We start from the raw sequence: 25,857 nt of genomic DNA on the forward strand, positions 1-25,857 counted from the left end.
CTTTCAAATAAAAAAATATGCTATTTCTTGTTGGGACTCGAGATTCAAATATTAAAAACGGTGTGATTTTAAACGAAAAATGCCCAAAATTTAATACACAAGATACATTGCATTTTAGCATTTATAAAAAATACACACACGTTACTCTCATTCCATTATTTCCGGTTGGAAAATCTGTTTACATAAGATGTAGCCATTGCGAAGAAAACTTTGATTATGAAGATTTATCTGAAAGTGCTCAATTACAACTAAGAAATGAAAAATTAGATAATTCAATCTGGATGTTTTCCGGTTCTATCATGATAGCCTTATTCCTTATTTTTACAATTAATAGATATTTTGAAAATAAAGATGAAACAGGAGTTTTAGTAAAAAATCCAATGCAAGGAGATGTTTATAATTTAAAATTAAATAATGGCTATTATTCAAATATGCGAATTGATAAAATTACCGTTGATAGTGTCTACGCCACATTAAATGATTTTCAGGCATATATGCCAAATGAAATAGATGACTTAAACAAACCTGAAAACTACTCAAATCGAAAAGTTTATTATTCAAGAAAAGATCTAATTAAACTTTATCAGGAAAATGAAATATTAAAAATTACTCAAACAAAAGCTAATGGTTTTAGTAATTAAAACCTTTGTAACTTTGAACCTCTGAACCTAAAAAAAATGAGAAAAGCCATATTCCCCGGATCATTTGATCCTATAACACTAGGACACGAAGATATCATCAAAAGAGGAATTCCTTTATTTGATGAAATTGTCATTGCTATTGGTGTCAATGCCGAAAAAAAGTACATGTTTTCACTCGAAGAAAGAAAACGCTTTATAGAAGAAACTTTCAAAGACGAACCAAAAATTTCGGTAATTACTTATGAAGGATTGACCATCGATTTAGCTAAAAAGGAAAAAGCCAATTTCATCCTAAGGGGACTTCGCAATCCAGCCGATTTCGAATTCGAGAAAGCCATTGCCCACACCAACAGAAAGCTTTCTAAAATCGAAACTGTATTTTTATTAACAGCGGCAAGTACTTCATTTATTAGCTCAAGCATTGTTCGCGATGTATTGCGTCATGGTGGCGAATACGAAATGCTGGTTCCGGATGCGGTTAGGGTAAAGAAATAATATATCTTAAAAATAAATGTTGGATAAATAACTCGTATGTTATTTTTGTAATGAAACCAAAAAACCTAACAATGATATTTTATTACGGAACCAAAGCTACAAACTTAAAGACTGGGCAAATAATTAATGTAGATTGTCCAAACTGCAACACAAATGTATCAATGATTTATAGTGTATTTGGAAAATATGCACACCTGTATCTGATACCTCTTTTTCCAATTAAAAAATTAACTTTTGCTGAATGTAACTCGTGCAGAAAAACATTCGAACAAGTAGAACTACCCTCACAAATTCAGCAAAAATTACAAAGAGAAAAAGAAAAAAATAGAGTAACGACACCTATCTGGATGTTTTCAGGATTGTTTGTGGTTGCTGCTATTGTTGGAATGGCTTTCTACAGTTCGCACCAGACTGATTTAGATACTGCCAATTTTATTAAAAATCCAAAACTGGGAGATGTTTATTTTCTAGATTCAGATCAAGGGCATTATACTACTATGAAAGTAAATCAGATTTCTAAAGACAGTATCAATGTTTTCTTAAATGAAATGGAAATTGATCAAAAAACCAGTATCTATGAAATTGATATTGACGAAAATTATAAAAAACAATATATTATCTCTAAAAAAGATATGTTGAAACTTTATAATGAAAAGAAAATTTATGAAATTAAACGCGATTAGTATTTAATCTTCAAGCTAACTTGCGAAATGTAGTATTTAACTGTACTTTCGCCAAAAAAAATAAACAGAAATAATGAGTATCGAAAGAGAATTAAACAAACGTAGCGGATCTAAATGTGAACTTTGTGGCGCCGAAGAAAACCTAAAAGTATACGAAGTATTACCAACTAAAAAAGGCGGTCTTGACGAAAGTATTTTAGCGTGCAGTACGTGTATTGACCAAATTGAAAACCCGGATAATGTAGATTTAAATCACTGGAGATGTCTTAATGACAGCATGTGGAATGAAAACGTTGCGGTACAAGTGGTAGCCTGGAGAATGTTAAGTCGTTTGCGTGCTGCAGGATGGCCACAGGAATTACTTGACATGATGTATTTAGACGAAGATACGCTGGAATGGGCAAAAGCAACAGGAGAAGGCGAAGACGACGAGAATAAAATCATTCACCGTGACAGCAATGGTGTAATTTTAGAACACGGAGATTCTGTTGTTTTAATCAAAGATCTAAAAGTAAAAGGATCGAGCATGGTGGCCAAACAAGGAACAGCTGTTCGTAACATCCGTTTAGACCACGAAAACGCCGAGTATATCGAAGGAAAAGTAGATGGTCAGCAGATTGTGATTATTACACAATACGTGAAGAAAATATAAGTATTCAGTCACAGTTGCAGTTTTCAGTCATTTGCTAACTTAATACTGCGACCGAAAATTGTAAACTAAAAAGGGCGATTCATATATTGAATCGCCCTTTTTTATGCTGTATTTAAAGTAAATTATTTTTGAAATAATTTATTGATCTGATCTTTCAATAATGGCTCAGAAACACTGCTTGTTGCAGAAGAAGCATCTTTAGAAGAAACCATAAACTGAACTGTCGCTTTTTCAGGAATAACACTTCCTGTGTAGTGTAACCAGATATAGTTGTTAGGTAACTCTAATTTGATATCATATAAAGGTGTTGCAGTAAAACCGTTTACAATGATACTGTAAAGACTGTTGTAATCATTATTTACATTTTTGAATGTAAATTTTCTCAAACTTGATGATTCATCATCGTTCTGGATACTTGTATAATAAACAGTATACTCATCTCCAATTTTTTGAATATAATTGTTATTTACTTTTCCTAATCTTTCAACTGGTACAGTTTCAAGAACCTTAATTTGTGCAAAAGAGACAAAACTAAACATCAAAATGGCAATCGTAATAATTCTTTTCATAATTAATTTGGGGTTTATTATTTACGGGCACAAGAAACGCAGAAAATATGATAAATTAAAGCCTTATCCGTTAATTTATTAACAATAAATTAAGATTGTTGTTTAAAATCAATCAAAACTCGTAATTTAACAAAGTAAAATATTGAAATTCAATATTTTAACACATACCTAATACCCCAAAATATATTAAAAACCCACCAAATGCAGTGATCGCCAAGGATCAAAACATGTCGCAATTATAAAAATTATACTACAATAAGCACTTCTTGATTTTAATAAAGTTCTTTCATTAAAACAAGATCTGATCCAAAACAAACCTGAAGCTTAAAACCTGCAACAAAAAAATTACTTCTCCTCCTCTTTCTTTACGACTTTACGGGCAACTTCGATTTTAAATTTCTTGCCTTTCATTTTCTCGTCTTTAATATTATGCAGTAAGTCTTTTACCTTATTGAATTTTACAGCCGCAAACGAAATAAAATCTTTTACCTCTATTAAGCCTAAATCACCTTTCTCCAATTTCCCTTTTTGGGAAAAGAAACCAACGATATCAATTTTATTTAGTTTTGTTTTCTTTCCGCCACTAATATAAATGGTTTGATATTCTGGTGGTTTAGGTAAAGTTGTGGAGTTTTCGACCTTTAAAACTTCCATTCCATAGTCAATATAATCCAGTTGTTTTTCACTTTCGTGAATGATAATATAAGCCGTTCCCGAAGCCTGCATACGGGCAGTACGACCATTACGATGTGTAAACTCGTCTTCTTTAAGCGGTAAATGATAATGAATTACGTGTTTCATCTCCGGAATATCCAATCCACGAGCCGCTAAATCGGTTGTGATGAGGTAACTCATACTTCCGTTTCTAAACTGAATCAAAGCACGTTCGCGCTCATCCTGATCCATTCCGCCATGATAATAGGTAGCGTAAATTCCTTTTTCGTTTAACGTATCACTAATACGTTCCGCCGCATCACGATGATTACAGAAAATAATAGCCGATTGTGATTTCAGTGAGCAAATCAAATTGAACAAACTTCCTAATTTGTCTTTGGAAGGAGAAACAACCATTTTCATCGAAAGATTCGTTTTCTCTTCCTGCTCCGGAATAAAATCCAGAATTGTAGGATTTACCACTCTCGTATATCTTGGAATTTCAATATCTGAAGTTGCCGAAACCAAAACACGTTTGTTCAGTTTTGTCAACTTCCCAATAATATATGACATTTGCTCATGGAAACCCAATTGCAATGATTTATCAAATTCATCCAGAATTAAAGTCTGAATTTTATCTGTGCGGAAAGTATCTCTGTCAATATGATCTGCGATTCTTCCAGGAGTTCCTATCAAAACTGCCGGAGGATTGCTTAAATTTTTGATTTCAGTGTCAATTGAGTGACCTCCGTAACAAATATTTACTTTGTATTGTGTACCCATTTTTTTCCAAACCTGCTCAATCTGCAAACCTAATTCGCGCGAAGGCACCAAAATCAAACATTGAACCGAAAGAATTTCCGGCTGCAATAATTCTAGAACCGGAAGTAAAAATGCTAATGTTTTTCCTGATCCTGTTGGCGAAAGTAATAATACGTTGTTATCGTTTAAAATTGCGTCTTGAGCAACTTCCTGCATTTCGTTTAGGGTTTCAATTCCTAAGTTCGAAAGTATGTTGTTGGAATGGTGATTTTTATTCATTTTGCAAAAGTAGGCAAAAAAAGTTGTTTCAGGTTTGAGGTTTGAAATACTAATAAAAATTTAACCGCAAAGAGCGCAAAGGTTTTTATATAGACTATGTTTAGATTATGTTGACAAACGCAAAGTTCGCAAAGCTTTGCGAACTTTGCGTTTTTATAAAACCTTCCTGATTAAAAAAACTTTGCGCCTTTGCGGTAAAAATCTCAAAGTGGTTTTACTCTCATTTCAACTTGAAACTTTAAACCTGAAACAAATTAATTATATTTGATTCTCGCTTTAAAACCAAAACCATGAAACTTTTTACCATTCCTTTTTTGCTTTTCACAATTGCAATTTTCGCTCAAAACAATAAAAAATACGATACTTTTTTTGAAAAAGGAAACGGAAATCAATCGGCTTCTTATGAAGAAACTATTGCTTATTTCAAACTTTTGGCAAAAGATTTCCCGACGATTCAGATGACAACAATGGGATTGACAGATTCCGGAGAACCTTTGCATATGGTGGTTTATAATCCTGATAAAGAATTTGATTTTGATAAAATACAGAAAAACAAAGCAGTTCTCTTTATCAATAACGGAATCCACGCCGGAGAACCTGACGGAATCGATGCGACGATGCAATTCTACCGAGATTTAGCCATTGGTAAACTAAAAGCGCCAAAAAACACTGTTTTGGTCACTATTCCGGTTTATAATATTGGCGGAGCTTTAAATAGAAATTCAACTACAAGAGCCAATCAGGATGGTCCGGAAATTTATGGTTTTAGAGGAAATGCCAGAAACTATGATCTGAATCGGGATTTAATGAAATCTGATACCCGAAACACCAAGAGTTTTGTAGAAATTTTCCAGAAAATAAATGCTGATGTTTTTATTGATAATCACGTGAGTAACGGATCTGATTATCAATACAAACTGACTTACATTATGACACAACACAACAAGCTAGGAACTGTATTGGGTGATTTTTTGAATGATGAAATGATGCCAGCTTTAGTAAAAGATTTACAACAAAAGAAAATTGAAACTACGCCGTATGTAGATTCTTTTAAAGATACACCAGATAAAGGTTTTGGTCAGTTTGTAGATAGTCCGCGTTATACAACGGGTTATACTTCGTTATTCAATACAATTGGTTTTGTGGTCGAAACTCATATGCTAAAAAAATATGCCGAACGTGTAAAAATGACATACGAATACACCAAATCGACTTTGGATTTTACGGATGCCAATTACCAAAAAATAAAAGCGCTTCGAGTGAAGAATCTGGAACAATATCAGTCCAAAAAACGGTATACTTTAAAATGGGAATTAGACAGTACAAAAGCGACCACATTTTCGTTTTTAGGATATGAAGCGAGTTACAAAAAAAGCGATGCTACAACCGGCAATCGTTTGTATTATGACCGAAGCAAACCTTATAAAAAAGACGTTCCGTACATCAAAGAATTTAAATCGGTTCAAGAAGTGGTGATTCCGACAGCTTATGTTATTCCGCGTGGTTATTGGAATATTATTGATTTGTTGAAGAATAACAATATCAACTATTCTCAACTTAAAAACGATACGATTATTGAGGTTGAAAGTTATAAAATTGCCGATTTTAAAACGGTTCCTAATGCGTACGAAGGACATTATTTGTATTACAATACCTCCCTAACTTCTAAAGTTGTAAAAATGGCTTTCGCCAAAGGGGACTACCTGGTTCCAACCAACCAAAAAGGTGTAAAATATTTAGTAGAAGCTTTTGAACCGGAAGGCGTTGATTCGTTCTTCAACTGGAATTTCTTCGATCCTATTTTACAACAAAAAGAACATTATTCAGAATATATTTTTGAAGATACGGCTTCGAAACTGCTAAAAGAGAATCCGCAACTAAAAGCCGAATTAGAGACTAAAAAACAAAACGATCGCGAATTTGCCAAGAATTCTGACGCACAATTAAACTGGATTTATAAAAATTCTGTGCATTACGAAAAGGCGCATATGCAATATCCTGTTTATCGTGTTTTGTAGATTTTTTTTGGTGCGCTTTTTTTTACCGCAAAGTTCGCTAAGGCTTTTTTATTTTACTTTGAATGCTTTGTGTACAAGTTAAGTTCGCAAAGCTGTTCGTGGAAATCTTTGTCAAAGTTTTGAACTTTGACAAAGATAAAATTACTTCAATTGATATTACGGATTGCCATAATACTATAGCGTTTTAAGCTTCTATATTTGAAAGTATAATAACAATAATAGAACTTAGACGAATTTAATTATGAGAAAATTTTTATGGATAATATTAATAGTAATTGGTTTCTTTTGGATTGTTGGAAAATGCAGCGAAGAAAACAATACTATAATTTCCGACAAGAGAACTTATGAATCAAGTTGGAGACAAGCAACAAATGAAGAGCTCTTTAAAATTAGTAAACTAATGGTAAAAAACAGTATTACAGGTTGTGGTGAGTATCACATAAAAGAGATAGAAAATGGAGAATATATAATTGCTTGCACAAGGGATGGAAAGAATTGGAAATATTATGTCGCTTGGCCAAATATTGATAAAATATACTTAGCAAGTGTAGATATGGAAAAAAAATTAAAAACGCCATATTAACCGTGAAATGCAGATTTTCAAATATTCCGTAGGAATATCTCATCGGTAGAAAAAAAATAATATTGTTTTGCGTTGTGCCCTGTAAGGACACCTGTTTTTACGGAAATAACACATCTAATCCAGTAATCAAACGTTCGTCAGGAACGTAAAACCGTAATTTAAATTTAATTCTACCTAGCAGACATTCCTACGGGATGAGTTATTCTTTTCATATTTTATAATAAATATAGAATCCGATAACACCCGATAACAATATTAATATACCCGATAGGGCGGATTTGTAATTATTAAGTGTTCAAAACCTGTTGCTCTGAAAGAGCCATAGCAATAGCATGGTGCGAAGCACTATGAATAAAAAACGATTATATTTTTAAGCCCTGTAAGGGCGGAAGCCTACTTTCAAAAAGTACGTTTACCCTATTTTACATGATGTTCTCTTAGAAAACTCCTTTTTCTTTGAATCTTTATCCTCAATTTTCTTTTGCCCTTTCAGGGCAATTTCCTCTTTTGATTAATTCATAGTGCGTTGCACTACGCTATTGCTTTTTAGGGCTTTCAGCCTATTTTAAAAGTTTCGAATACTTATGATTGCAAAACCCAATAGCGCGGATTTGCAATCTGTTGCATTAAACTTTGTCAAAGTTTAAAACTTTGACAAAGTTGGACCAAAAGAAATAAAAACCTGAAAACCAATTATATTTTAATTTGTATTTTAGTACTTCATAAACTAACCCACTAACCACTATTTTATGTCATTTCAAGGATATTTAAAAACAATTAAAGAAAAAACAGGAAATGGTCCGGCTGAGTTTAGAACGCTGGCGGAACAAAAGGGATTTACAATAGAAGGAAAACTCAAACCTGAGGTAAAAGCAGGAGATATTGTAAACTGGCTTAAAAATGATTTTGACTTGGGTCAGGGACATTCAATGGCAATTTATGCGCTGCTTAAGGGCATAAAAAATGAAGATAGCGAATAAAAAGTGTGACTATTAAAACTTTTACACGATAATTTTAAAACAAAAAATGAGAATAATTTCAGTTAGGGAAAACCCTGAATATAAAGAGAGAGCCATTCAATATTTTCAAAATAGCTGGTCTGAAATAGCACCAATTATTTATGAGGATTGTATTAGCCATAGTGTAAATGCCAAAAATTCGTTGCCACAATGGTACGTGTTAGAAAATAACAATGAAATTATTGGCTGTGCCGGACTTATTACAAATGATTTCATTAGTCGAATGGATTTATATCCGTGGGTTTGCGCCATTTTTATAGATGAAAAGCACAGAGGCAACAATTACAGTAATTTACTTATTGAAAAAGCCAAAGAAGACTCTAAAAAGGCAGGATTTCAAAACTTATATCTCTGCACGGATCATATTGGATTTTATGAGAAACTAGGTTTTAACTACATCGGACAAGGATATCATCCCTGGGAGGAAGAATCCAGAATTTATCAAATCGATTTGTAAGCTTATTTCAGGAAGACAAAACATAAAACAACAATTTTATATTAACTTAAAAACCATAACGGAATGGGAATTTTCAATAACATTTTTAAAAAGAAAGAAGAGAATACAGAAGCAATTATCAATCAACTGAGCGATAATAAACACTTTGTATCTGAAAATGATTTTTTGGAAAAATTTGGAGCGATTGCTTTAGAAAAACAGAGAAATCTTTTTAGTGTGACCGGCGGACTTTCCTGGAATGTTGATATAGGTAAAGAAGAAATTACTTTTGGAGACGATCTTACTTTTCCAATGCAGGTTTTGGGATCTTTTTCTCATTCTTCAGAAACATGGCTTTGGATTTGGGAGAATAAAGCTGGTGGATATGCGGAATCTGTTATGAAACAGGCTCTTTTACTTAAGCAATATGGAGAGGAAAATAATATTGATTTATTGACTGTTGGAAAATTTGACGCTTTAGACAACGATTTGCATCTAATAGGAATGATTGCTGTTGAGATGTTTAATTTAAGCGGTTATTATCTGGGAAATTATGGTCAGGGTACAATGGTGGTTACCATTAAATCTGATGTAATAGACAACTCTGAAAGTGAGGAATTGTCCCGAATTTTAACTGTTTTTCCAGAACTAATTTCAACATTTGAAATTCAAAACCACAAAAATGCTTTTACAAATTATTTATCTCAAAAAGGTTATAAACTGACTGTAAATGGAAATGAAATTAAAGCAGAAAAAAATGAAAATATAATTAATGCTGTTTTTAATGAAAATAATCTTTTGGTACAATTAAATGGTAATTCGTAAGCTTTCCTGTCTACCTTAAAAACAACGAAAGAACCAAAAACGTGTTTTAACCGATTGCCCGCGTGAGGGATAGAAGTTCCGCTACCGAAGTAGCACGGATAGCCCGACAGTATTTATAAAAAGACCCAATGAACGCAAAGTTGATTGGGTCTTTTTATAAATACTGGCACGCCCAACTTAAGATGCTAAGTTACTAAGCTGCTGAGATACTAGTTTTTTGATTTTAAATACGTTGAAAAACTTTATATTTTTTTTAAACTGCCTTAAACCTTTGACAAAGGTGGCGATTAAAAATTCATGACTTCTTTTTCCAAAAATTTAATACTCCGTCACAGGCAGAATATTCTAAATCAAAGCTTTCGGGTATTTCTTCCCACGTGCTCCAATAGGTTACAAGTCTTGTATTTTTGGGCGTTTTATGGAGTTGATCTCTTACGTAATTTGAATACGAGAGAAACAGTTCGTTTTTGGGAACTATATTTTTATCTATGGGACAGGATGTATCTATGTTTTCGAAAAAAGAATTGTAGAAATAAAATGCATCGTAATCTGAAAAAGAAATGTCGGTGATGTTGGAATGAATAAATTCGACGTTTTCTACCTGATGTTTTTCGGCTATTTTTTTTGACAGCTTTATAAGTGACGCTCTTTGCTCGACTCCATAAAAAATACCTTTTGTAGAAGCTGCACCAACCAAACAAAATTTACCGGCACCGGCACCAATATCTAATACTTTTTTATTGGGTTTATCGACAAGATAATCTGCTGCTGCCTGAGCAATGGCAACGGGTGTCCAATGTCGCTCAGAAAGTCTTCGAATGCGTGTAGAGTATAGCATATTGAAAGTGCTGTCTTCTATTTCTTTATTTTTTTTTAAGGCCTTAAAAATCATTTTGCGCGTTGTTTGTATTCTTAACTGTACGTTTAAATTAAGTTAATCAAGAATTAAAAACCAAAAATACAGTATATTCTCTCAAAAAAAAGTATTGATTGCGATAATTTCACAATCAAAATTAATTCAGGTAGTACAATTAAAAAACCAGCCCAATGAGCATTGCGTTCATTGGGCTGGTTTTTAATATCAAAATCAATTGGAATTTGGAATTTTAAAAAATTTGGAATTTAATAGTGTCATTGCAGTTTATTCTCTTCTTCAAACAATAATTTTATGTTTTCGTAAGAGTTTTTTAGCGCATCTTTGATTTGCTCCGGATTTAGCCATGCTACTTTTTCGATACCTTCTTCGGCCTGGCCTTGTGGGATTCCGTCGAAATCTGATTGCATTTCGAACCAATGGGTCACTTTGAGCTTGTATTTTCCGTTGCGTTTAAAAACGTGATAGGTTTTTTCGAGTTTATTGGTAATGCGTAGTTTGCCTACTCCGGTTTCTTCTTCGACTTCGCGCATGGCAGTGTCTTCAATTTCTTCCCCTTTTTCGATTCCGCCTTTTGGTAAGTCCCATTTTCCATTTCTGAAAATAAATAAAACTTCGCCTTTTTTATTGTACACAAGCCCTCCTCCTGCTTTATTTACGGGAATTTTAGCTTTTAGCGTCTTCATAATTTCCTTTTCGTCAGGATGATACAAATAAGCTTTTTGAATTTTATTTTGAAACATTTTGACTATAAGATGCTCGATATCAATACTCTCTAACAAGAACAATTGAAAATCAGTCTCTTTCGAGATCTCATTTGTCAAAAAAAGTGGTTTGTCGTTCACAAAAACTTTATACATTTGTATTATGATTTTTAATAAAGATACTGCCGAAAAAACAGCCGAATTGCTTTTGCAAATAAATGCAATTAAATTGAATCCCGAAAATCCTTTTACATGGGCTTCTGGTTGGAAATCTCCTATTTATTGCGATAATAGGTTAATTCTTTCATTTCCGAGCATCCGAAACTACGTTCGTGATGAGTTTGCGAAAAATATTGAGAAACAATTTGGGAAACCAGATGTTATTGCCGGTGTTGCCACTGGAGCCATTGGAGTGGGGATTCTTGTTGCTGAAAGCCTTGGATTGCCATTTGTATATGTGCGCCCGGAAGCAAAAAAACACGGTCGACAAAATCAGGTGGAAGGTTTTTTACAAAAAGGCCAAAATGTGGTTGTTGTTGAAGATTTAATTAGTACAGGAAACAGCAGTTTGATGGCTGTTGAAGCTTTACGTAACGAAGGAGCCAACATAAAAGGTATGGCAGCGATTTTTACGTATGGTTTTAATGTTGCCGAAGAGAACTTTAAAAATGCTAATATCGATCTGTATACGTTAAGTAATTACGAAAACTTATTAGACTTAGCGGTTCAGAAACAATATATTACCGAAGACCAACAATCGACTTTACTGGAATGGAACGAAAGTCCATCGACGTGGGGGAAAGAGGAAATTTAGATTTAGATTTTAGATTTTAGATTTTAGATTTTAGATTTTAGATTTTAGATTTTAGATTTTAGATTTTAGATTTTAGATTTTAGATTTTAGATTTTACCAAAAAATCGCTTCGCTCTTTTTTGGAATTTGGGATTTAAAAAAATTGGAATTTTATTAGAATCCTGCTTTGCGAACTTTTATTCATAAAGATTTACAATCAAAATAAAAAAAAGACTTGCGCTCTTTGCGGTAAAAATAATTGCGGTTAAAAATAAATTTAGATATTATAAAAAAATATAAATATGAACTTAGAAAGTCCAAAAGTTACTGTTCAGAAATCAGCTCAAGATTTATTTGATTTATTGACTGATGTTAAGAATTTTGAAAAATTAATGCCGGATAATATCGCTAAATTTGAAGTGATTGGCGAAGATGCTTTTATTTTTGGATTGAAAGGTATGCCGGAAATAAAACTAAAAATGAAAGAGAAAACAGCACCAAACAAAATCGTTTTGGGAGCTGCAAGTGATAAACTTCCGTTTACTCTGGTTTCGAATATTGATAGTGTTTCAGCTACCGAAAGTGCTGTACAATTGCAATTTGAAGGTGAATTTAACCCAATGATGGCGATGATGATCAAAGGGCCAATTAGCAAATTCATTGAAACTTTAGCTACTAATATGACGAAGCTTTAATTTTTTAATTATCAATAGTGAATTGTTAATTATTAATTCCTGAAGTACATAAATTATAAGGTCCGACTAAGTCGGACCTTTTTTTTGTTGCTACAAAGGCGCTAAGACCAATGTCATTAAGCTAAGGAGAAATCTACAAAATTACTTAACAGTTTAATCAGGAAAGTAATTAGAAAATCCGTTTTTATCAGCGTTTTCGCTTTAGCGAATCAGTAAAATCAGCGTCTAATTTTGACGCGGATAAAACAGATTTACTTCGTAAAAACGCAGATAAAAACAGATTTTATTTTCTAAAAGCTTAACTTAATGACATTGCGATAAGACACAAAGAAAATCAAAACTTTGCGCCTCTGCATCTTTGCGAGATTATTCAAAAAAAAAAAAAAAAAAAACTTTGTGCCTTAGTGCCTTCGTGGCAAAACCAACAATTCATCCTTAAAAAATAACAGTTCGGAATTATAAATTATTACACCCAAAATTATTCATCGAAGTTTGATCCATCAAAACTAAACAAAACCAAAATGGAACAAACTATTAAGATTTTAATTTACATTCACGCATTTTTTGGCGGAATCGGGTTACTTACGGGAATTGGAAGTATTCTTGTCAAAAAAGGAGGTTTACTACACAAAAGAATGGGGAAATTATTCTCTATCGGAATGATCATGAGCTCTCTTATTTCCATCCCTATTTGCTGGATGCCCCAACACCAGAATATCTTTTTGTTTTTAATTGGCTTATTTACTATTTATCTGGTGATTGCAGGAAACAGGGTTTTGACTTTTAAAACCAAAACAAAAGCTGACATGACCGATTTTATGATTTCAGGAAGTATGTTATTCTTTTCAATTATAATGGTTTCACTGGGTATTTATTGTCAGTTGATAAATATTGAAAACGGAATACTTTTTACTTTCTTCGGCGGTTTTGGACTTTATATGACAATTAAAGATTTCCTATTCTATAAAAATGTTTCGGATATGAAAAAACAATGGCTCTCCAAGCACATTGGCAAAATGATTGGAGCCTTAATCGCATCAATAACCGCTTTTATTGTCGCCGGAATTGGCATAGGAAATATAATCGCCTGGATGACTCCTTCTATTCTTGGAACGATTTACATCATGTATTGGAACAGAAAAATAGCACCAAAAAAACAATCTTTACAAAGTGTAAACTAATGTGGCGCACGGATTTTACGGATGTAACGGATTTGCACGGATTTTTTTATGTCACCTAAAGCAAAATCAAAAAAAAACTTAGAATCTTAGTAGCTTAGAATCTTAGCAATTTTTCAATACAACATCTGAATTTCCTTGATTTCGAATTCTGAAACCGAATCGTCTTCTAATAAAATCTGTATTTTACCAACAGGAGAAACTCCCTTTATGATTCCCATAAAGTTTTGTCCGGAATCTTTGGTACTGAGTTTTTTAAATGGCATTGGTATTCCCTGACGGAATAAGGAATTAAAATATTCTTTCCATAAATCAGCCGAACTATTTTCCCAGGAATCAATCTTTTGCTGTATTTTTTCCAATATGAGTAGCACTAAAGAATTTTTATCAAATTCCCTTTTACAAATCACACCTAATGAAGAAGCATTAGGCAAATGATCAAAATTGGTTTGATTAACATTTAACCCTATCCCGACGACTGACACGATCCTGCCATCGCTTTTGATGGTATTTTCGATAAGTATGCCACCAACCTTTTTGTTGTATGACATAATGTCGTTAGGCCATTTTATACATAAATCAGGAATATTTAATGATTTTAAGGCATCGATTACGGCTAATGAAACTATAACGCTGAGGTTAAAAACTTGTTCATTACCATAAAGAAAATCCTTTACCAAGACACTCATAATTAAGTTTTTACCTGATTCTGATTGCCACTTAGAGCCCATCTGCCCTTTTCCTTTTGTCTGATTTTCAGCGGTTACTACGGTAAAATTATCGAGTTCATCCTGACTTGCCAATGATTTAAGGAAGTCATTTGTTGAATCTATGGCATCGAGTTTGATTAGTTTCATTAAACGAATTTAATTAACTTAATTTAATATTTTGTTAAGGTTCAAAAATAATCACAAATTTTGGTAACTTTACAAAATCATATAAAATAATTCATGGCGAAAAAGACTATTAATAATGATGTTCTATTGGCGAACATAATCAAAGGGATTGAAGAAGTAAAAGGAAATGATATCGATATTCTTGACTTAAGAGATATAGACACTGCTGTTTGTGACTATTTTGTCATTTGCAACGGAAATTCAAACACCCAAGTTAACGCCATTGTTAGCTCAATTCAAAAAACAGTATCTAAAGACTTAAAAGATAAACCGTGGCACGTAGAAGGAACCGATAACGCAGAATGGGTTCTTATGGATTATGTGCACATTGTTGTACACGTTTTCCAGAAACATATTCGCGAATACTATAATATCGAGAGCCTTTGGGGTGACGCCAAAATAACTACAATCGAAAACAAATACTAAAAGAAACTTTCTCTAATGGCTAAAGATAATAATCCAAATCCGAGTAAATTTAAAATAAGTCCTTGGTTAATATATACCGCAATACTTCTAGTTTTTTTATTTATTAGTTTTGCAACCGGAGGATCAAACTTAAGCGAACCTGCTCAATTAACCTCTTCTAAATTCAATGTTTTATTAGAAAAAGGTCAGATTGAAAAAGTTATTGTATTCAATAAAGCAGAAGCTGAAGTTTACTTAAATACTGCTGCTCTTAAAGATCCGGCAAATAAAAAAGTAGCTAATGATATTTTTGAAAGACCTAACAAAGGCCCTCACTATACATTAGAAATTGGTAACGACCAGATTTTTCAAACTAAATTAGAAAAAGCAGTAGCCGAAGGCAAACTGAAAGATTTTAATTTCTTGCAGAAAAACAACTGGAGCGATATTTTAATCAGCTTACTTCCTATCATCATTATTATTGGTGTTTGGATTTTCATTATGCGTAAAATGTCAGGTGGCGCAGGTGGCGGTGGCGGACAAATCTTTAACATTGGAAAATCGAAAGCTAAATTGTTTGATGAAAAAACAGACATTAAAACTACTTTTAAAGATGTTGCTGGTTTAGAAGGTGCTAAAGAAGAAATACAAGAAATTGTAGAATTCCTTAAAAACCCTGAAAAATACACGAATCTTGGAGGTAAAATTCCTAAGGGAGCTTTACTTGTAGGACCTCCGGGAACTGGTAAAACCTTATTGGCAAAAGCAGTTGCGGGAGAAGCTCAGGTACCTTTCTTCTCGTTATCAGGATCTGATTTCGTAGAGATGTTTGTAGGTGTTGGTGCTTCACGTGTTCGTGACTTATTCAAACAAGCTAAAGAAAAATCTCCTGCTATTATCTTCATCGACGAGATCGATGCTGTGGGTAGAGCAAGAGGAAAAAGCAATATGTCAGGCGGAAACGACGAAAGAGAAAATACTTTGAATCAATTACTGACAGAAATGGATGGTTTTGGTACAAACTCTAACGTAATCGTTCTGGCAGCGACAAACAGAGCAGATGTTCTTGATAAAGCTTTAATGCGTGCCGGACGTTTCGACAGACAAATTTTTGTTGACTTACCAGACATTCGCGAAAGAGCTGAAATCTTCAAAGTTCACTTAGCTCCTATTAAAAAAGTAGAAGGTCTTGATCTTGATTTCTTAGCAAAACAAACTCCGGGGTTCTCTGGTGCTGATATTGCAAATGTTTGTAACGAAGCTGCATTAATTGCTGCACGTAACAACAAAACTGCAGTAGACAGACAAGATTTCCTTGATGCTGTTGACAGAATCATTGGCGGTCTTGAAAAGAAAAATAAAATTATTACTCCAGAAGAGAAAAGAGCAATTGCTATTCACGAAGCTGGTCACGCGACTGTAAGCTGGATGTTAGAGCACGCTGCACCGCTTATTAAAGTAACTATTGTTCCCCGCGGACAAAGTTTAGGAGCGGCTTGGTACCTTCCGGAAGAAAGACAAATCGTGAGAACAGACCAAATGCTGGACGAAATGTGTGCTACTATGGGCGGAAGAGCTGCTGAAAAGGTAACTTTTGACAGAATTTCGACTGGTGCATTAAGCGATTTAGAAAAAGTTACACGTCAGGCTCGTGCTATGGTAACGATTTACGGTTTGAATGATAAAATCGGAAATGTTACTTATTACGATTCAAGTGGTCAAAGCGAATACAACTTCTCTAAACCATATTCTGACGAAACTGCCAAAGTAATTGACAAAGAAATTTCAGAATTAATTGAAGGTCAATACCAAAGAGCGATTCAAATTCTTGAAGAAAACAAAGACAAGCTAAATCAGTTAGCTGATATATTAATTGAAAAAGAAGTTATTTTTAAAGATGACTTAGAAACTATTTTCGGAAAACGTACTTTTGATAAAAATTTAGAAGAAGTGGTTTCGTAAATATTCAGTAAATATGTAATATTTTTTAAAATCTTAATTCAAAATAGCCTTTTGAATTAAGATTTTTTTATCTTTGAACGTTTTCAATTAACATGTAAAGTATTTCATATAAAATGAATTTTTTCAAAAAAATATTTGGGTCTAGCGATGCCGCTTCTGATGAAGAAAATGAAAGCGAGTATGGAGTAAATCATACTCCTGATAGTCATTTATCTATCGACGAAAGATTCATTTTTAATTTCAAAAAAAATGGAGGTAAATTCTTGTATTGCGAAAACAAGCAGGAAGTTGCTGAACAATTTGAAAACATACTAGAAGAAAACGATTGGTTCGAAAGCGAAGTTTTATGTTATGAACCAGGGCTTTTTCATTTATTAGAAGAAAATAAATTACTTTATATTTCTCCTAAAAACCCTAAATTCTTATTGGCTACCTGCGAAAATTTAATTGCTGATGAAGGTTCTATCTTATTTTCATCAAAACAAATAAGGCAGGACAAACCAAACGAATTACCTGCAAATATTGTAATTATTGCTACTACAAGTCAGCTACAGCTTATTAAAAGTGATGGATTAAGTGCTATCAAAAGAAAATACGAAAGAGACTATCCTACTAATATTACCACAATAAAATATTTCGAAAAAGCTAAGGAAGAAGATTTTACACAATACGGAAGTGTTGCAAAAAATCTATATTTATTGCTCCTAGAAGATCTTTAAGATGAACGAAACACTCAAGAGAACCATTTCTGGTGCTGTTTATATCGCTTTACTCCTAACTTCTATTCTGTTTTCTACCGAAAGCTTTATTATCCTTTTTGGCATTTTTCTAATTATTACTATATATGAGTTTTGCAATTTAGCAAACCTTAATAAAGTGTTTTCAATTCTGTTTGGAGTTATATTATACTCTGCCACTTTATTGATTAGTCATTACAATAAGCAAACTACGGCATTTTTAAATAAAACATTTAATACAGAGTTAAATTTAAATGTCAATATTCAGGAATTAGACTTAATACTGCTTGCTGTAACTATTGTTGTATCGATAAAATGTATCTTATTTTTGTTTTATGATTCTGTTCAAAAAATAAGTACTTCTTCAAAATACCTGTATCTGTTAGGATATATTACGCTTCCATTTATATTTATCGTTAAAATTTCTTTTGGAACAAATAATTACAATCCAAAGATCATTTTGGGGTTGTTTATTCTAATCTGGACCAATGATACTTTTGCCTATTTGGTTGGAAAATCAATTGGAAAACATAAATTATTTGAACGCGTTTCTCCTAAAAAAACTATTGAAGGATTTTTGGGTGGTGCTGTTTTTGCGGCTTTTGCAGGCTTTTTGATTTCTAAATTTTACATACAGCCTAATCCTGAATTTAGCAGCAAATCAATCTTGATCTGGACAATAATTGCTTTAATTGTAAGCGTTTTTGGTACAATTGGAGATTTGATTGAATCAAAATTTAAAAGAATTGCCGGCGTAAAAGACAGTGGTTCAATAATGCCCGGCCACGGAGGTATCCTAGATCGATTAGATAGTGTTATATTTGTAGCACCAATTATATTTTTATTTTATCAAATTTTATACTATGTTTCATAAAGAAGGAGGACCATCCATTTTATTAGGTACTGCATTTGCAGTAGCTGTACTTTTAATTGCTGACAAATTCATTGATATTACCTGGCTAAGAATGCTTGTGCAAATTGCTGGTGTAATAGTTTTGATTATTATTTTACAATTCTTTAGAAATCCTAAAAGAGTTGCAATTAGAAACAGCGATCAGATTCTTGCTCCGGTTGATGGAAAAGTTGTGGTTATAGAAGAAGTTTATGAAGGCGAATATTTTAAAGATAAGCGTTTACAGGTTTCTATCTTTATGTCACCAATAAACGTACACGTTACTCGCTACGCAATGGATGGAATCATCAAATTCAGCAAATACCACCCTGGAAAATTTTTAGTTGCATGGCATCCAAAAGCAAGCGAAGAAAACGAAAGAACTACGGTTGTAATCGAAAATGAAACTTTTGGACAGATATTATACAGACAAATTGCAGGCGCTCTTGCAAGAAGAATTGTAAATTATGCTCAGGAAGGTATGCAAGTAGTACAAGGTACTGATGCTGGATTTATAAAATTTGGTTCAAGAGTAGATTTATTTTTACCTTTAGATACTCCTATTAATGTTGTATTAAACCAAAAAGCAATTGGTGGTAAAACTATTATTGCTACAAAAGCTTAATGAGCAAAAAAGATTTAGATACTCGTTTTACTGAGGCGGTCGAAACTGCTTTAAAAATGACTCAGGCCTCACTGCCGCAAGATGTGCAGCTACGCCTTTATGCCTATTACAAACAGGCAACTTTTGGAACTGCGGTCTACAATCAATCTGAGAATTTTGATTTAAGAGATGCTTTCAAAACAAATGCCTGGATGCAAATTAGCCATATATCTATTGATGAGGCAAAAGAATGCTACATTGAAATCATTAATTCACTAACATCAAAATAACTAACATTATGAAGAAATACATTGTTCATTTCAGCATTTTAGCTTCATTTTTTCTCTTATTTTCATGTAATGATAAAAATAAGCTAACCGAAGTTGTAGAAGTTCCTTTACCAACAAAAGAGGAAAAAATAACAATAGGATCGCCTAATGACGTAAAAGCAGATCCGGGTTCTTTTGAGATGACAAAATTATCTTATTCGTATGATGGACTCGCTCCTGCAATACGAACGCTTACTTTAGAAACACATTATTCTAAACATTATTTAACGTACACGAATAATTTTAATAAAGAAATTGCCAATACCGAATTTGAAAATATGCCACTTGAAGATATCCTGAAAAAAATGGATCTCAACAATGCAAAACTTCGTCAAAATGCAGGTGGTTATTACAATCATACTCTTTATTTCAATATTTTAACTCCTAAAGAGCAGACTCCTAAAGATACTCTTGCGGGTTCGATTAATAAAGAATTTGGTTCTTTTGCCAATCTTACCAATCAGTTTAAAGGTCAGGCTACAAAGCAATTTGGTTCTGGCTGGGTTTGGCTGTTAGTGGACAGATACGGAAAACTGCAAGTCACTACAACTGACAATCAGGATAATCCTTTAATGAAAAATGCTTTAATTCCCGGAACGCCTATTTTAGGAATCGATTTATGGGAACACGCTTATTATCTGGATTACCAAAACAGAAAAGGAAGTTATATCGATGCTTTTTACGAGCACATTAACTGGGAAAAAGTAAACGAATATTATATCGAAGCCCTCAAAAAGGTCAAGAAAGTATAAAACAAAAAAGCTGATACAATTGAGTATCAGCTTTTTTTTGCTCACAACTTTTATAATTTCTGCTTTTTTTAGCCTAACCTTTAAAGTTTTTTAACACCAAAACTCAGACACAGAAACTTTAACACAAAATCACATATACTAAACATTCATTTAAAAATATCCTTACTAACTTTAAGTTACTCTTTAATTACAATAAAACAGCATCTAAAACTATGAAAGATATAGCAAAACGCTTTACAGACAACCCGTTATTATCACCTACAGATATTTCTGCAAGCAGAGAAGGATTAGAAATTACATGCTTATTAAATCCAGGCGTATTTCAGTTCGAAAACAAAACCTGGTTAGTGGTTCGTGTAGCCGAAAGACCAAAACAAAAAGATGGTATCATTTCTTTTCCTATACTTACAGAAACGGGCGCTATTAAAATAATTGAAATCCCAAAACATGATCCAGAATTAATAGCAACAGATGCAAGAGTTATTAATTATAAAGGCGTAGATTATCTAACAACACTTTCTCACCTGCGTCTATTGTGCAGCGAAGACGGACATAACTTTTATGAACCTGAAAATTATCCTTCTCTGGTTGGAGAAGGCATGCTGGAAACATTTGGAATTGAAGATTGTCGTGTTGCTTTAATCGAAGGAATATTTTATTTAACCTTTACGTCTGTATCAGATAATGGTGTTGGTGTTGGTTTGCGAACTACTACTAATTGGAAAGAATTTACCACACATGGTATGATATTACCTGCTCATAATAAAGATTGCGCCATTTTCGAAGAAAAAATAAATGGATTATTTTATGCTTTACATCGCCCAAGTAGTGTAGATATTGGCGGAAATTACATTTGGCTGGCTTCGTCTCCCGACGGTATTCATTGGGGAAATCACCATTGTATTATTAAAACCAGAAAAGGATTTTGGGACAGCAAAAGAGTCGGTGCCGGAGCTGCACCTATAAAAACAGATAAAGGCTGGCTGGAAATTTATCATGGAGCCAATGAAAATCATCAATATTGTTTAGGTGCTTTTTTAATGGATTTAAAAGATCCTTCGAAAGTAATTGCACGAACCGAAGAGCCGATAATGGTTCCTACTACGGAATACGAACTAAGCGGATTTTTTGGAAACGTGGTATTTACCAACGGCCATATTATAGAACCTGACGGAGATACAGTTATCATTTATTATGGAGCTTCAGATGAATTTGTTTGTGGTGCTCGATTTTCGATTAAAGAGATTCTTTTGCTTTTAAAAAGTAACTAATCTCAAAAAAAACAGGTTTAGAAATTAGATTTCCGAACCTGTTTTTTTTTACAATTCTTTATTATTCTATTACAAAAGAATCTATTTCACTTCATAAATAAACGATTCCGAAGGCGCAATTTTTATTCTTGCAATTCCTTCTCCATTCTTTACCGTAAAATACGTTTTACTTTGCAAATACAATTGATCTAAAAGTATATACGAACCATCTTTCAAATTCCATTTAGAAATAACATCAGCAGGAATTTTCAATTCAAACTCACTTGTTTTTTCTGAAGAGAAATTCGCTACAACAATCAATTTTTGATTTTCAGACCAACGAACATAAGAGTAAATTAATTCGTCATAACCAGAATTATTCTGACGGTTTACAGACTGAATTTCCTGAAAATTGCCCATTAAAGCAGGACTCTTAATAGAGAAATTCAGCAATCGTTTATAAAAATCACGAAGGTTTTTTTCTGATTCAGAAAGTTGTCCGCCATCAAATTTTCCGTCATTCATCCAGCGCTGATGATTAGGAACGCCAATATAATCAAAAATAGAAGTTCTTGTAGGTTTTCCGAAACCGGCATCCTCATTTCCGGCCTCTCCTACTTCCTGCCCAAAATAAACCATTGTTGGCGAAGTGCTAATCGTTGTAGAAACCACCATTAAGGGTTTTCCGCGTTCCGGAGTTCCTGCGAATTCAGAACTTGCCAGACGTTGTTCGTCATGATTGTCTAAGAAATGAAGCATATTGTGTTCGATATCTGCCATTCCTTTCTGAATATCCGATAATCCGTCGGGAGAAGATTTTCCGCGAATAACATCTTTCAGTTTATCATAAGTTTCTACTTTATCATATAAATAATCCATTTTTCCTAAACGAATATAATTGCGATATTCATTTGGGTTATACACTTCTGCCAATAAAAAAGCATTTGGATTTTTCATTTTGATAGCCGAGTTCATATAACTCCAAAACTCATACGGAACCATTTCGGCCATATCATAACGAAAACCGTCAACACCTTTTGCTGTCCAGTACAAAGCGATAGATTTAAACTTTTTCCAGGAATCCGGCACATCTTTATCCTGCCAGAAAGCAAAATGCTCCTGATACGATTTTTGATCGAATCCGGCTGGAAGTTCAGGAAAATCTTTAGAACCATCAGGACGAATTCCGTAATTTACTTTTACCGTCTCGTACCAGTCATTTTGATCCGGTTTTACTTTACGAGAACCATTTCCGGTCCATTTTGCAGGATTTTCATCAAATACACCATCAACAAGCGGATTCTTTTCTCCGTTTAACGGAACATCATTGTCCGGAATTTCAAAATGTTGATTGGGGATGTAATAAAAATTGTTGTTTCTGCTGTATTCAACACTTACATCATCATCAACACCAAAATCCTTAACGCCTTCAGGATTATTTTTTCCTTCATATTTTCTGGCGATATGATTGGGTACAATATCAATAATAACTTTCAAACCTGCTTTGTGCGTACGGCCAATCAAATCTTCGAATTCCTGCAATCTGTTCGCAGGATTTGTCGCCAAATCAGGATTTACGTTGTAATAATCTTTTACAGCATAAGGAGATCCGGCACGGCCTTTTACTACTTCTGGATCATCATCAGAAATTCCGTAAGCCTTATAATCCCTCACCAAAGCATGATGCGGAACTCCGGTATACCAAACATAAGTAACCCCTAAATCTTTTATTTCATGAAGTGCTTTATCTGTAAAATCATTAAATTTTCCAACACCATTTTCTTCAATCGTTCCCCAAGGCTTATTGGTTGTGTTTTTATTTCCAAACAAACGCGTAAAAACCTGATAAACTACAACTTTCCTATCAGCAGGAACTTCTTCTTTTATTATATTCATTTTTAAATCTTTGGTTTTACATGCAGAAAACAGCATGGTTGCAGCCAATCCTGCAACAAAAACTTTTTTATTTATCATATTCGTTTTTTATAAACTAATGGTTTCCTGACTAAACATCCGAAAACTATTTTCTAAATTTAAACTAATTTTTAAAATTCAAATGAAACAAAAATCATATTACATTAATACAGTATATAAAAAGCCAACTATAACGAAATAGTACTATGTTTTGTTGATAATTTAAAAAAGGTTCAAAGGAGCAGATTCAAAGCAACAAAGTTTTTTCTAGATGAATTAAGAAACATTCGAATTTCATCTCTTCTTTAGGTTAGATGCACTGCTGCGCATCTTACCAGAAATATCACAGTACTTTTGAAAACTTAAAACTTTGTCCCTTTGAACCTATGCAACTTTGAACCTAATAACAAAACCTTTGTACCTAAAAAACTATAATTTAATCCTAATATCAGTAAAGGTTATATCCTTTTTCATAAATTTGACAAAAATTTAATCAATTGAAGAAATCACTATTTTTCATATCCTATTGTTTGCTATTATTAAGCGTTCAATCCATTTTTGCTCAGGCACCAAAGCCAAAAACAATTAATATTGAAAATGCAGATTTGGTAGAAGTCAATGAAGACTTAGTTCCTGACGGAGTTCTATTGACTGGAAATGTAAAAGTAAATCATGACGGGATCGTATTAACCTGCAATAAAGCCTACGTTTTTAAGAAAGAAAACTACCTTAAAGCATTTGGAAATGTACAATTAGTACAAGGTGATACTTTATTCCTGAACAGTAAATATGCAGAATATAGCGGAAACTCAAAGAAAGCTTTCGCCACCGGAGATGCTGTTATGAGTTCACCGGATGCTACCTTGCAAACAGATACTATTAATTTTGATCGAAATATTCAGCAGGTTTTTTACAATACTAAAGGTACTATCGTAAATAAAGACAATACTCTGGTAAGTAAATCAGGAAGATATTTTGTGGCTGAGAAAAAATTTCAATTCCTTACAGAAGTTACGATTACAAATCCTAAATATGTTATAAAGTCGAATCATTTAGATTATTACAGTAATTCAGGACACACGTATTTATTTGGCCCTTCGACTATTACAAGCAAAACAAACTACATTTATACCGAAAAAGGTTTTTATGACACCAAGAAAAACCTCGCGCATTTTTTAAGGAAGTCGTACATAAAATACGATGACCGACTTATAGAAGGCGATAGTTTGTACTATAATCGAAATATTGAATTTGCCTCAGCAACCCGAAACGTAAAAATTACTGACTCTATCAATCGCGGAATCGTAAAAGGACATTATGCAGAGATTTACAAACTAAAAGATTCGATGTTTGTCACGAAAAGAGCTGTAGCCATAAATCTTGTCGAAAAAGATTCAGTTTACATTCACGGGCAAAAATTAATGGTGACCGGAAAAGAAGGCGAACGAATTTTAAGAGCCTACAAAAACGTCCGTTTCTACAAAATAGACATGAGCGGAAAATGTGATTCTATCCATTCAGACTCTAAGTCTGCATTGACAAAATTAATTGGAAATCCAATTCTCTGGAACGGAGAAAGTCAGATTACGGGAGATATAATGCATTTAATTGGCGATAATACCACCAAAAAATTAGATTCCTTAAAAGTCCTCAACAATACCTTTATCGTCTCGCGGGATACTCTCGGCACGGGTTATAATCAGGTCAAGGGCCTCAATTTATTCGGAAAATTCAAAGAAGGAAAATTACATGACGTCGATGTGATTAAAAATACCGAGGTCGTCTATTACATGCGAAATGACGCTAATGAACTCATTGGTATCAATAAAAATGTGAGTAGTAAAATCAATCTTATTTTAGAAAATAATGATATCGAAACCATTACATTCTTTAATAAAGTCGACGGCGATGTTTACCCCGAAGCCGATTTACCAGAAAATGCACGTAAACTAAAAGGCTTAAAATGGCGCGGCGACGAACGAATAAAATCGAAAGATGATATTTTTACCGCCGAGGACAACGAACTCAATGACAAACTCGTCCAGGAAGGAAAAGACCAGGAAGCCAAGGACAAAACCACCCCGATGAAAGTCAGGAAAGAAACTCTTGATTACGACAAGAAGAAACCTGTTGCTAAAACAAGCACGACAAAAGCTGCTGCCAAGACTAAGAAATAGTTTTCAGTCGCAGTCGCGGTTTTCAGTTTCATATTTTTACGGTAAAATTAGTCGCAGTCCCAGTTTTCAGTATACAAAA

Annotated in this window: 27 protein-coding genes; 21 read left to right on the forward strand and 6 right to left on the reverse strand. The window is 33.4% G+C overall.

Features of this window, described 5'->3' with window-relative positions; all coding sequences use genetic code 11:
• The first annotated feature begins 17 nt into the window (after positions 1-17).
• The 4 genes from ACIDC4_RS21915 to ACIDC4_RS21930 all read left to right on the forward strand — a co-directional run bounded on the left by ACIDC4_RS21915 (position 18) and on the right by ACIDC4_RS21930 (position 2,471).
• The gene (locus ACIDC4_RS21915; protein WP_412044968.1) at positions 18-641 is read left to right on the forward strand and encodes a hypothetical protein; all 624 of its coding nucleotides are present in this window, start codon (positions 18-20) and stop codon (positions 639-641) included.
• A gap of 36 nt (positions 642-677) precedes the next feature.
• Complete coding sequence (gene coaD / locus ACIDC4_RS21920; RefSeq protein WP_078008057.1) at positions 678-1,136, forward strand: pantetheine-phosphate adenylyltransferase; 459 nt, start codon at positions 678-680, stop codon at positions 1,134-1,136.
• Between the two features lie 71 nt (positions 1,137-1,207).
• Entirely contained in the window at positions 1,208-1,819 is a 612-nt protein-coding gene (locus ACIDC4_RS21925) for a zinc ribbon domain-containing protein (RefSeq protein ID WP_412044967.1), read from the forward strand.
• 73 nt (positions 1,820-1,892) lie between these two features.
• Positions 1,893-2,471 carry a PhnA domain-containing protein gene (locus ACIDC4_RS21930; RefSeq protein ID WP_412044966.1) on the forward strand — a complete coding sequence of 193 codons (579 nt, stop codon included), beginning with the start codon at positions 1,893-1,895 and terminating at the stop codon, positions 2,469-2,471.
• A 122-nt stretch (positions 2,472-2,593) separates the two neighbouring features.
• Here ACIDC4_RS21930 and ACIDC4_RS21935 read toward each other — a convergent pair whose 3' ends face one another.
• Entirely contained in the window at positions 2,594-3,040 is a 447-nt protein-coding gene (locus ACIDC4_RS21935) for a hypothetical protein (protein WP_230037186.1), read from the reverse strand.
• Positions 3,041-3,385: 345 nt separating this feature from the next.
• Positions 3,386-4,735, reverse strand: a complete 1,350-nt coding sequence (locus ACIDC4_RS21940; protein WP_230037184.1) for a DEAD/DEAH box helicase — start codon at positions 4,733-4,735, stop codon at positions 3,386-3,388.
• 290 nt (positions 4,736-5,025) lie between these two features.
• Between ACIDC4_RS21940 and ACIDC4_RS21945 the strand changes: the two genes are divergently transcribed.
• From ACIDC4_RS21945 to ACIDC4_RS21965, 5 genes are all read left to right on the forward strand, one after another.
• Complete coding sequence (locus ACIDC4_RS21945; RefSeq protein WP_412044965.1) at positions 5,026-6,753, forward strand: M14 family zinc carboxypeptidase; 1,728 nt, start codon at positions 5,026-5,028, stop codon at positions 6,751-6,753.
• Positions 6,754-6,994: 241 nt separating this feature from the next.
• Entirely contained in the window at positions 6,995-7,336 is a 342-nt protein-coding gene (locus ACIDC4_RS21950; RefSeq protein ID WP_412044964.1) for a hypothetical protein, read from the forward strand.
• 749 nt (positions 7,337-8,085) lie between these two features.
• Positions 8,086-8,316, forward strand: a complete 231-nt coding sequence (locus ACIDC4_RS21955) for a DUF4287 domain-containing protein (RefSeq protein ID WP_412044963.1) — start codon at positions 8,086-8,088, stop codon at positions 8,314-8,316.
• A gap of 46 nt (positions 8,317-8,362) precedes the next feature.
• Positions 8,363-8,812, forward strand: coding sequence for a GNAT family N-acetyltransferase (locus tag ACIDC4_RS21960; protein ID WP_412044962.1), 450 nt, complete (start codon positions 8,363-8,365; stop codon positions 8,810-8,812).
• A 63-nt stretch (positions 8,813-8,875) separates the two neighbouring features.
• Complete coding sequence (locus ACIDC4_RS21965; RefSeq protein WP_412044961.1) at positions 8,876-9,616, forward strand: DUF6882 domain-containing protein; 741 nt, start codon at positions 8,876-8,878, stop codon at positions 9,614-9,616.
• Between the two features lie 295 nt (positions 9,617-9,911).
• On the opposite strand, the gene ACIDC4_RS21970 is transcribed toward ACIDC4_RS21965, so the two are convergent.
• Positions 9,912-10,508, reverse strand: a complete 597-nt coding sequence (locus ACIDC4_RS21970) for a methyltransferase domain-containing protein (RefSeq protein WP_412044960.1) — start codon at positions 10,506-10,508, stop codon at positions 9,912-9,914.
• A gap of 239 nt (positions 10,509-10,747) precedes the next feature.
• Positions 10,748-11,350: an NUDIX hydrolase gene (locus tag ACIDC4_RS21975; RefSeq protein WP_230037171.1), complete on the reverse strand. Its 603-nt coding sequence runs from the start codon at positions 11,348-11,350 to the stop codon at positions 10,748-10,750.
• 7 nt (positions 11,351-11,357) lie between these two features.
• On the opposite strand from ACIDC4_RS21975, the gene pyrE reads away from it, so the two are divergent.
• The 3 genes from pyrE (at position 11,358) to ACIDC4_RS21990 (ending at position 13,863) form a co-directional block, all read left to right on the forward strand.
• Entirely contained in the window at positions 11,358-12,008 is a 651-nt protein-coding gene (gene pyrE, locus ACIDC4_RS21980) for an orotate phosphoribosyltransferase (RefSeq protein WP_065447470.1), read from the forward strand.
• Between the two features lie 281 nt (positions 12,009-12,289).
• Positions 12,290-12,682 carry an SRPBCC family protein gene (locus tag ACIDC4_RS21985; protein WP_208681495.1) on the forward strand — a complete coding sequence of 131 codons (393 nt, stop codon included), beginning with the start codon at positions 12,290-12,292 and terminating at the stop codon, positions 12,680-12,682.
• Positions 12,683-13,203: 521 nt separating this feature from the next.
• Positions 13,204-13,863 (forward strand): hypothetical protein, encoded by a 660-nt coding sequence (locus tag ACIDC4_RS21990; protein ID WP_412044959.1) that lies wholly within the window; start codon positions 13,204-13,206, stop codon positions 13,861-13,863.
• 113 nt (positions 13,864-13,976) lie between these two features.
• Here the strand turns inward: ACIDC4_RS21990 and ACIDC4_RS21995 are convergent, their stop codons facing one another.
• Positions 13,977-14,717 (reverse strand): biotin--[acetyl-CoA-carboxylase] ligase, encoded by a 741-nt coding sequence (locus tag ACIDC4_RS21995; protein WP_412044958.1) that lies wholly within the window; start codon positions 14,715-14,717, stop codon positions 13,977-13,979.
• A 93-nt stretch (positions 14,718-14,810) separates the two neighbouring features.
• Here ACIDC4_RS21995 and rsfS point away from each other — a divergent pair, with 93 nt between their 5' ends.
• The 8 genes from rsfS (at position 14,811) to ACIDC4_RS22035 (ending at position 21,708) form a co-directional block, all read left to right on the forward strand.
• Positions 14,811-15,182, forward strand: a complete 372-nt coding sequence (gene rsfS / locus ACIDC4_RS22000; RefSeq protein WP_065447466.1) for a ribosome silencing factor — start codon at positions 14,811-14,813, stop codon at positions 15,180-15,182.
• 15 nt (positions 15,183-15,197) lie between these two features.
• Positions 15,198-17,123, forward strand: coding sequence for an ATP-dependent zinc metalloprotease FtsH (gene ftsH / locus ACIDC4_RS22005; RefSeq protein WP_412044957.1), 1,926 nt, complete (start codon positions 15,198-15,200; stop codon positions 17,121-17,123).
• 113 nt (positions 17,124-17,236) lie between these two features.
• Positions 17,237-17,842 (forward strand): lactate utilization protein B/C, encoded by a 606-nt coding sequence (locus tag ACIDC4_RS22010; protein ID WP_412044956.1) that lies wholly within the window; start codon positions 17,237-17,239, stop codon positions 17,840-17,842.
• A 1-nt stretch (position 17,843) separates the two neighbouring features.
• Complete coding sequence (locus ACIDC4_RS22015; protein WP_412044955.1) at positions 17,844-18,734, forward strand: phosphatidate cytidylyltransferase; 891 nt, start codon at positions 17,844-17,846, stop codon at positions 18,732-18,734.
• Positions 18,724-19,377: a phosphatidylserine decarboxylase family protein gene (locus ACIDC4_RS22020; protein ID WP_412044954.1), complete on the forward strand. Its 654-nt coding sequence runs from the start codon at positions 18,724-18,726 to the stop codon at positions 19,375-19,377. Before ACIDC4_RS22015 ends, ACIDC4_RS22020 begins: the two co-directional genes overlap by 11 nt.
• Complete coding sequence (locus ACIDC4_RS22025) at positions 19,377-19,646, forward strand: acyl-CoA-binding protein (protein WP_412044953.1); 270 nt, start codon at positions 19,377-19,379, stop codon at positions 19,644-19,646. The genes ACIDC4_RS22020 and ACIDC4_RS22025 overlap by 1 nt, the downstream gene beginning before the upstream one ends.
• Positions 19,647-19,654: 8 nt before the next feature.
• Entirely contained in the window at positions 19,655-20,437 is a 783-nt protein-coding gene (locus ACIDC4_RS22030) for a superoxide dismutase (RefSeq protein WP_412044952.1), read from the forward strand.
• 212 nt (positions 20,438-20,649) lie between these two features.
• Positions 20,650-21,708 carry a glycoside hydrolase family 130 protein gene (locus ACIDC4_RS22035; RefSeq protein ID WP_412044951.1) on the forward strand — a complete coding sequence of 353 codons (1,059 nt, stop codon included), beginning with the start codon at positions 20,650-20,652 and terminating at the stop codon, positions 21,706-21,708.
• 81 nt (positions 21,709-21,789) lie between these two features.
• Here the strand turns inward: ACIDC4_RS22035 and ACIDC4_RS22040 are convergent, their stop codons facing one another.
• Positions 21,790-23,661, reverse strand: coding sequence for an alpha-amylase family glycosyl hydrolase (locus ACIDC4_RS22040; RefSeq protein WP_412044950.1), 1,872 nt, complete (start codon positions 23,659-23,661; stop codon positions 21,790-21,792).
• Between the two features lie 437 nt (positions 23,662-24,098).
• Here ACIDC4_RS22040 and ACIDC4_RS22045 point away from each other — a divergent pair, with 437 nt between their 5' ends.
• On the forward strand, positions 24,099-25,778 hold the full coding sequence (locus ACIDC4_RS22045; RefSeq protein WP_412044949.1) for an OstA-like protein: 1,680 nt from the start codon (positions 24,099-24,101) through the stop codon (positions 25,776-25,778).
• The last annotated feature ends 79 nt before the right edge of the window (positions 25,779-25,857 follow it).

The organism is Flavobacterium sp. C3NV, from assembly GCF_046825355.2.
Lineage (GTDB): Bacteria > Bacteroidota > Bacteroidia > Flavobacteriales > Flavobacteriaceae > Flavobacterium.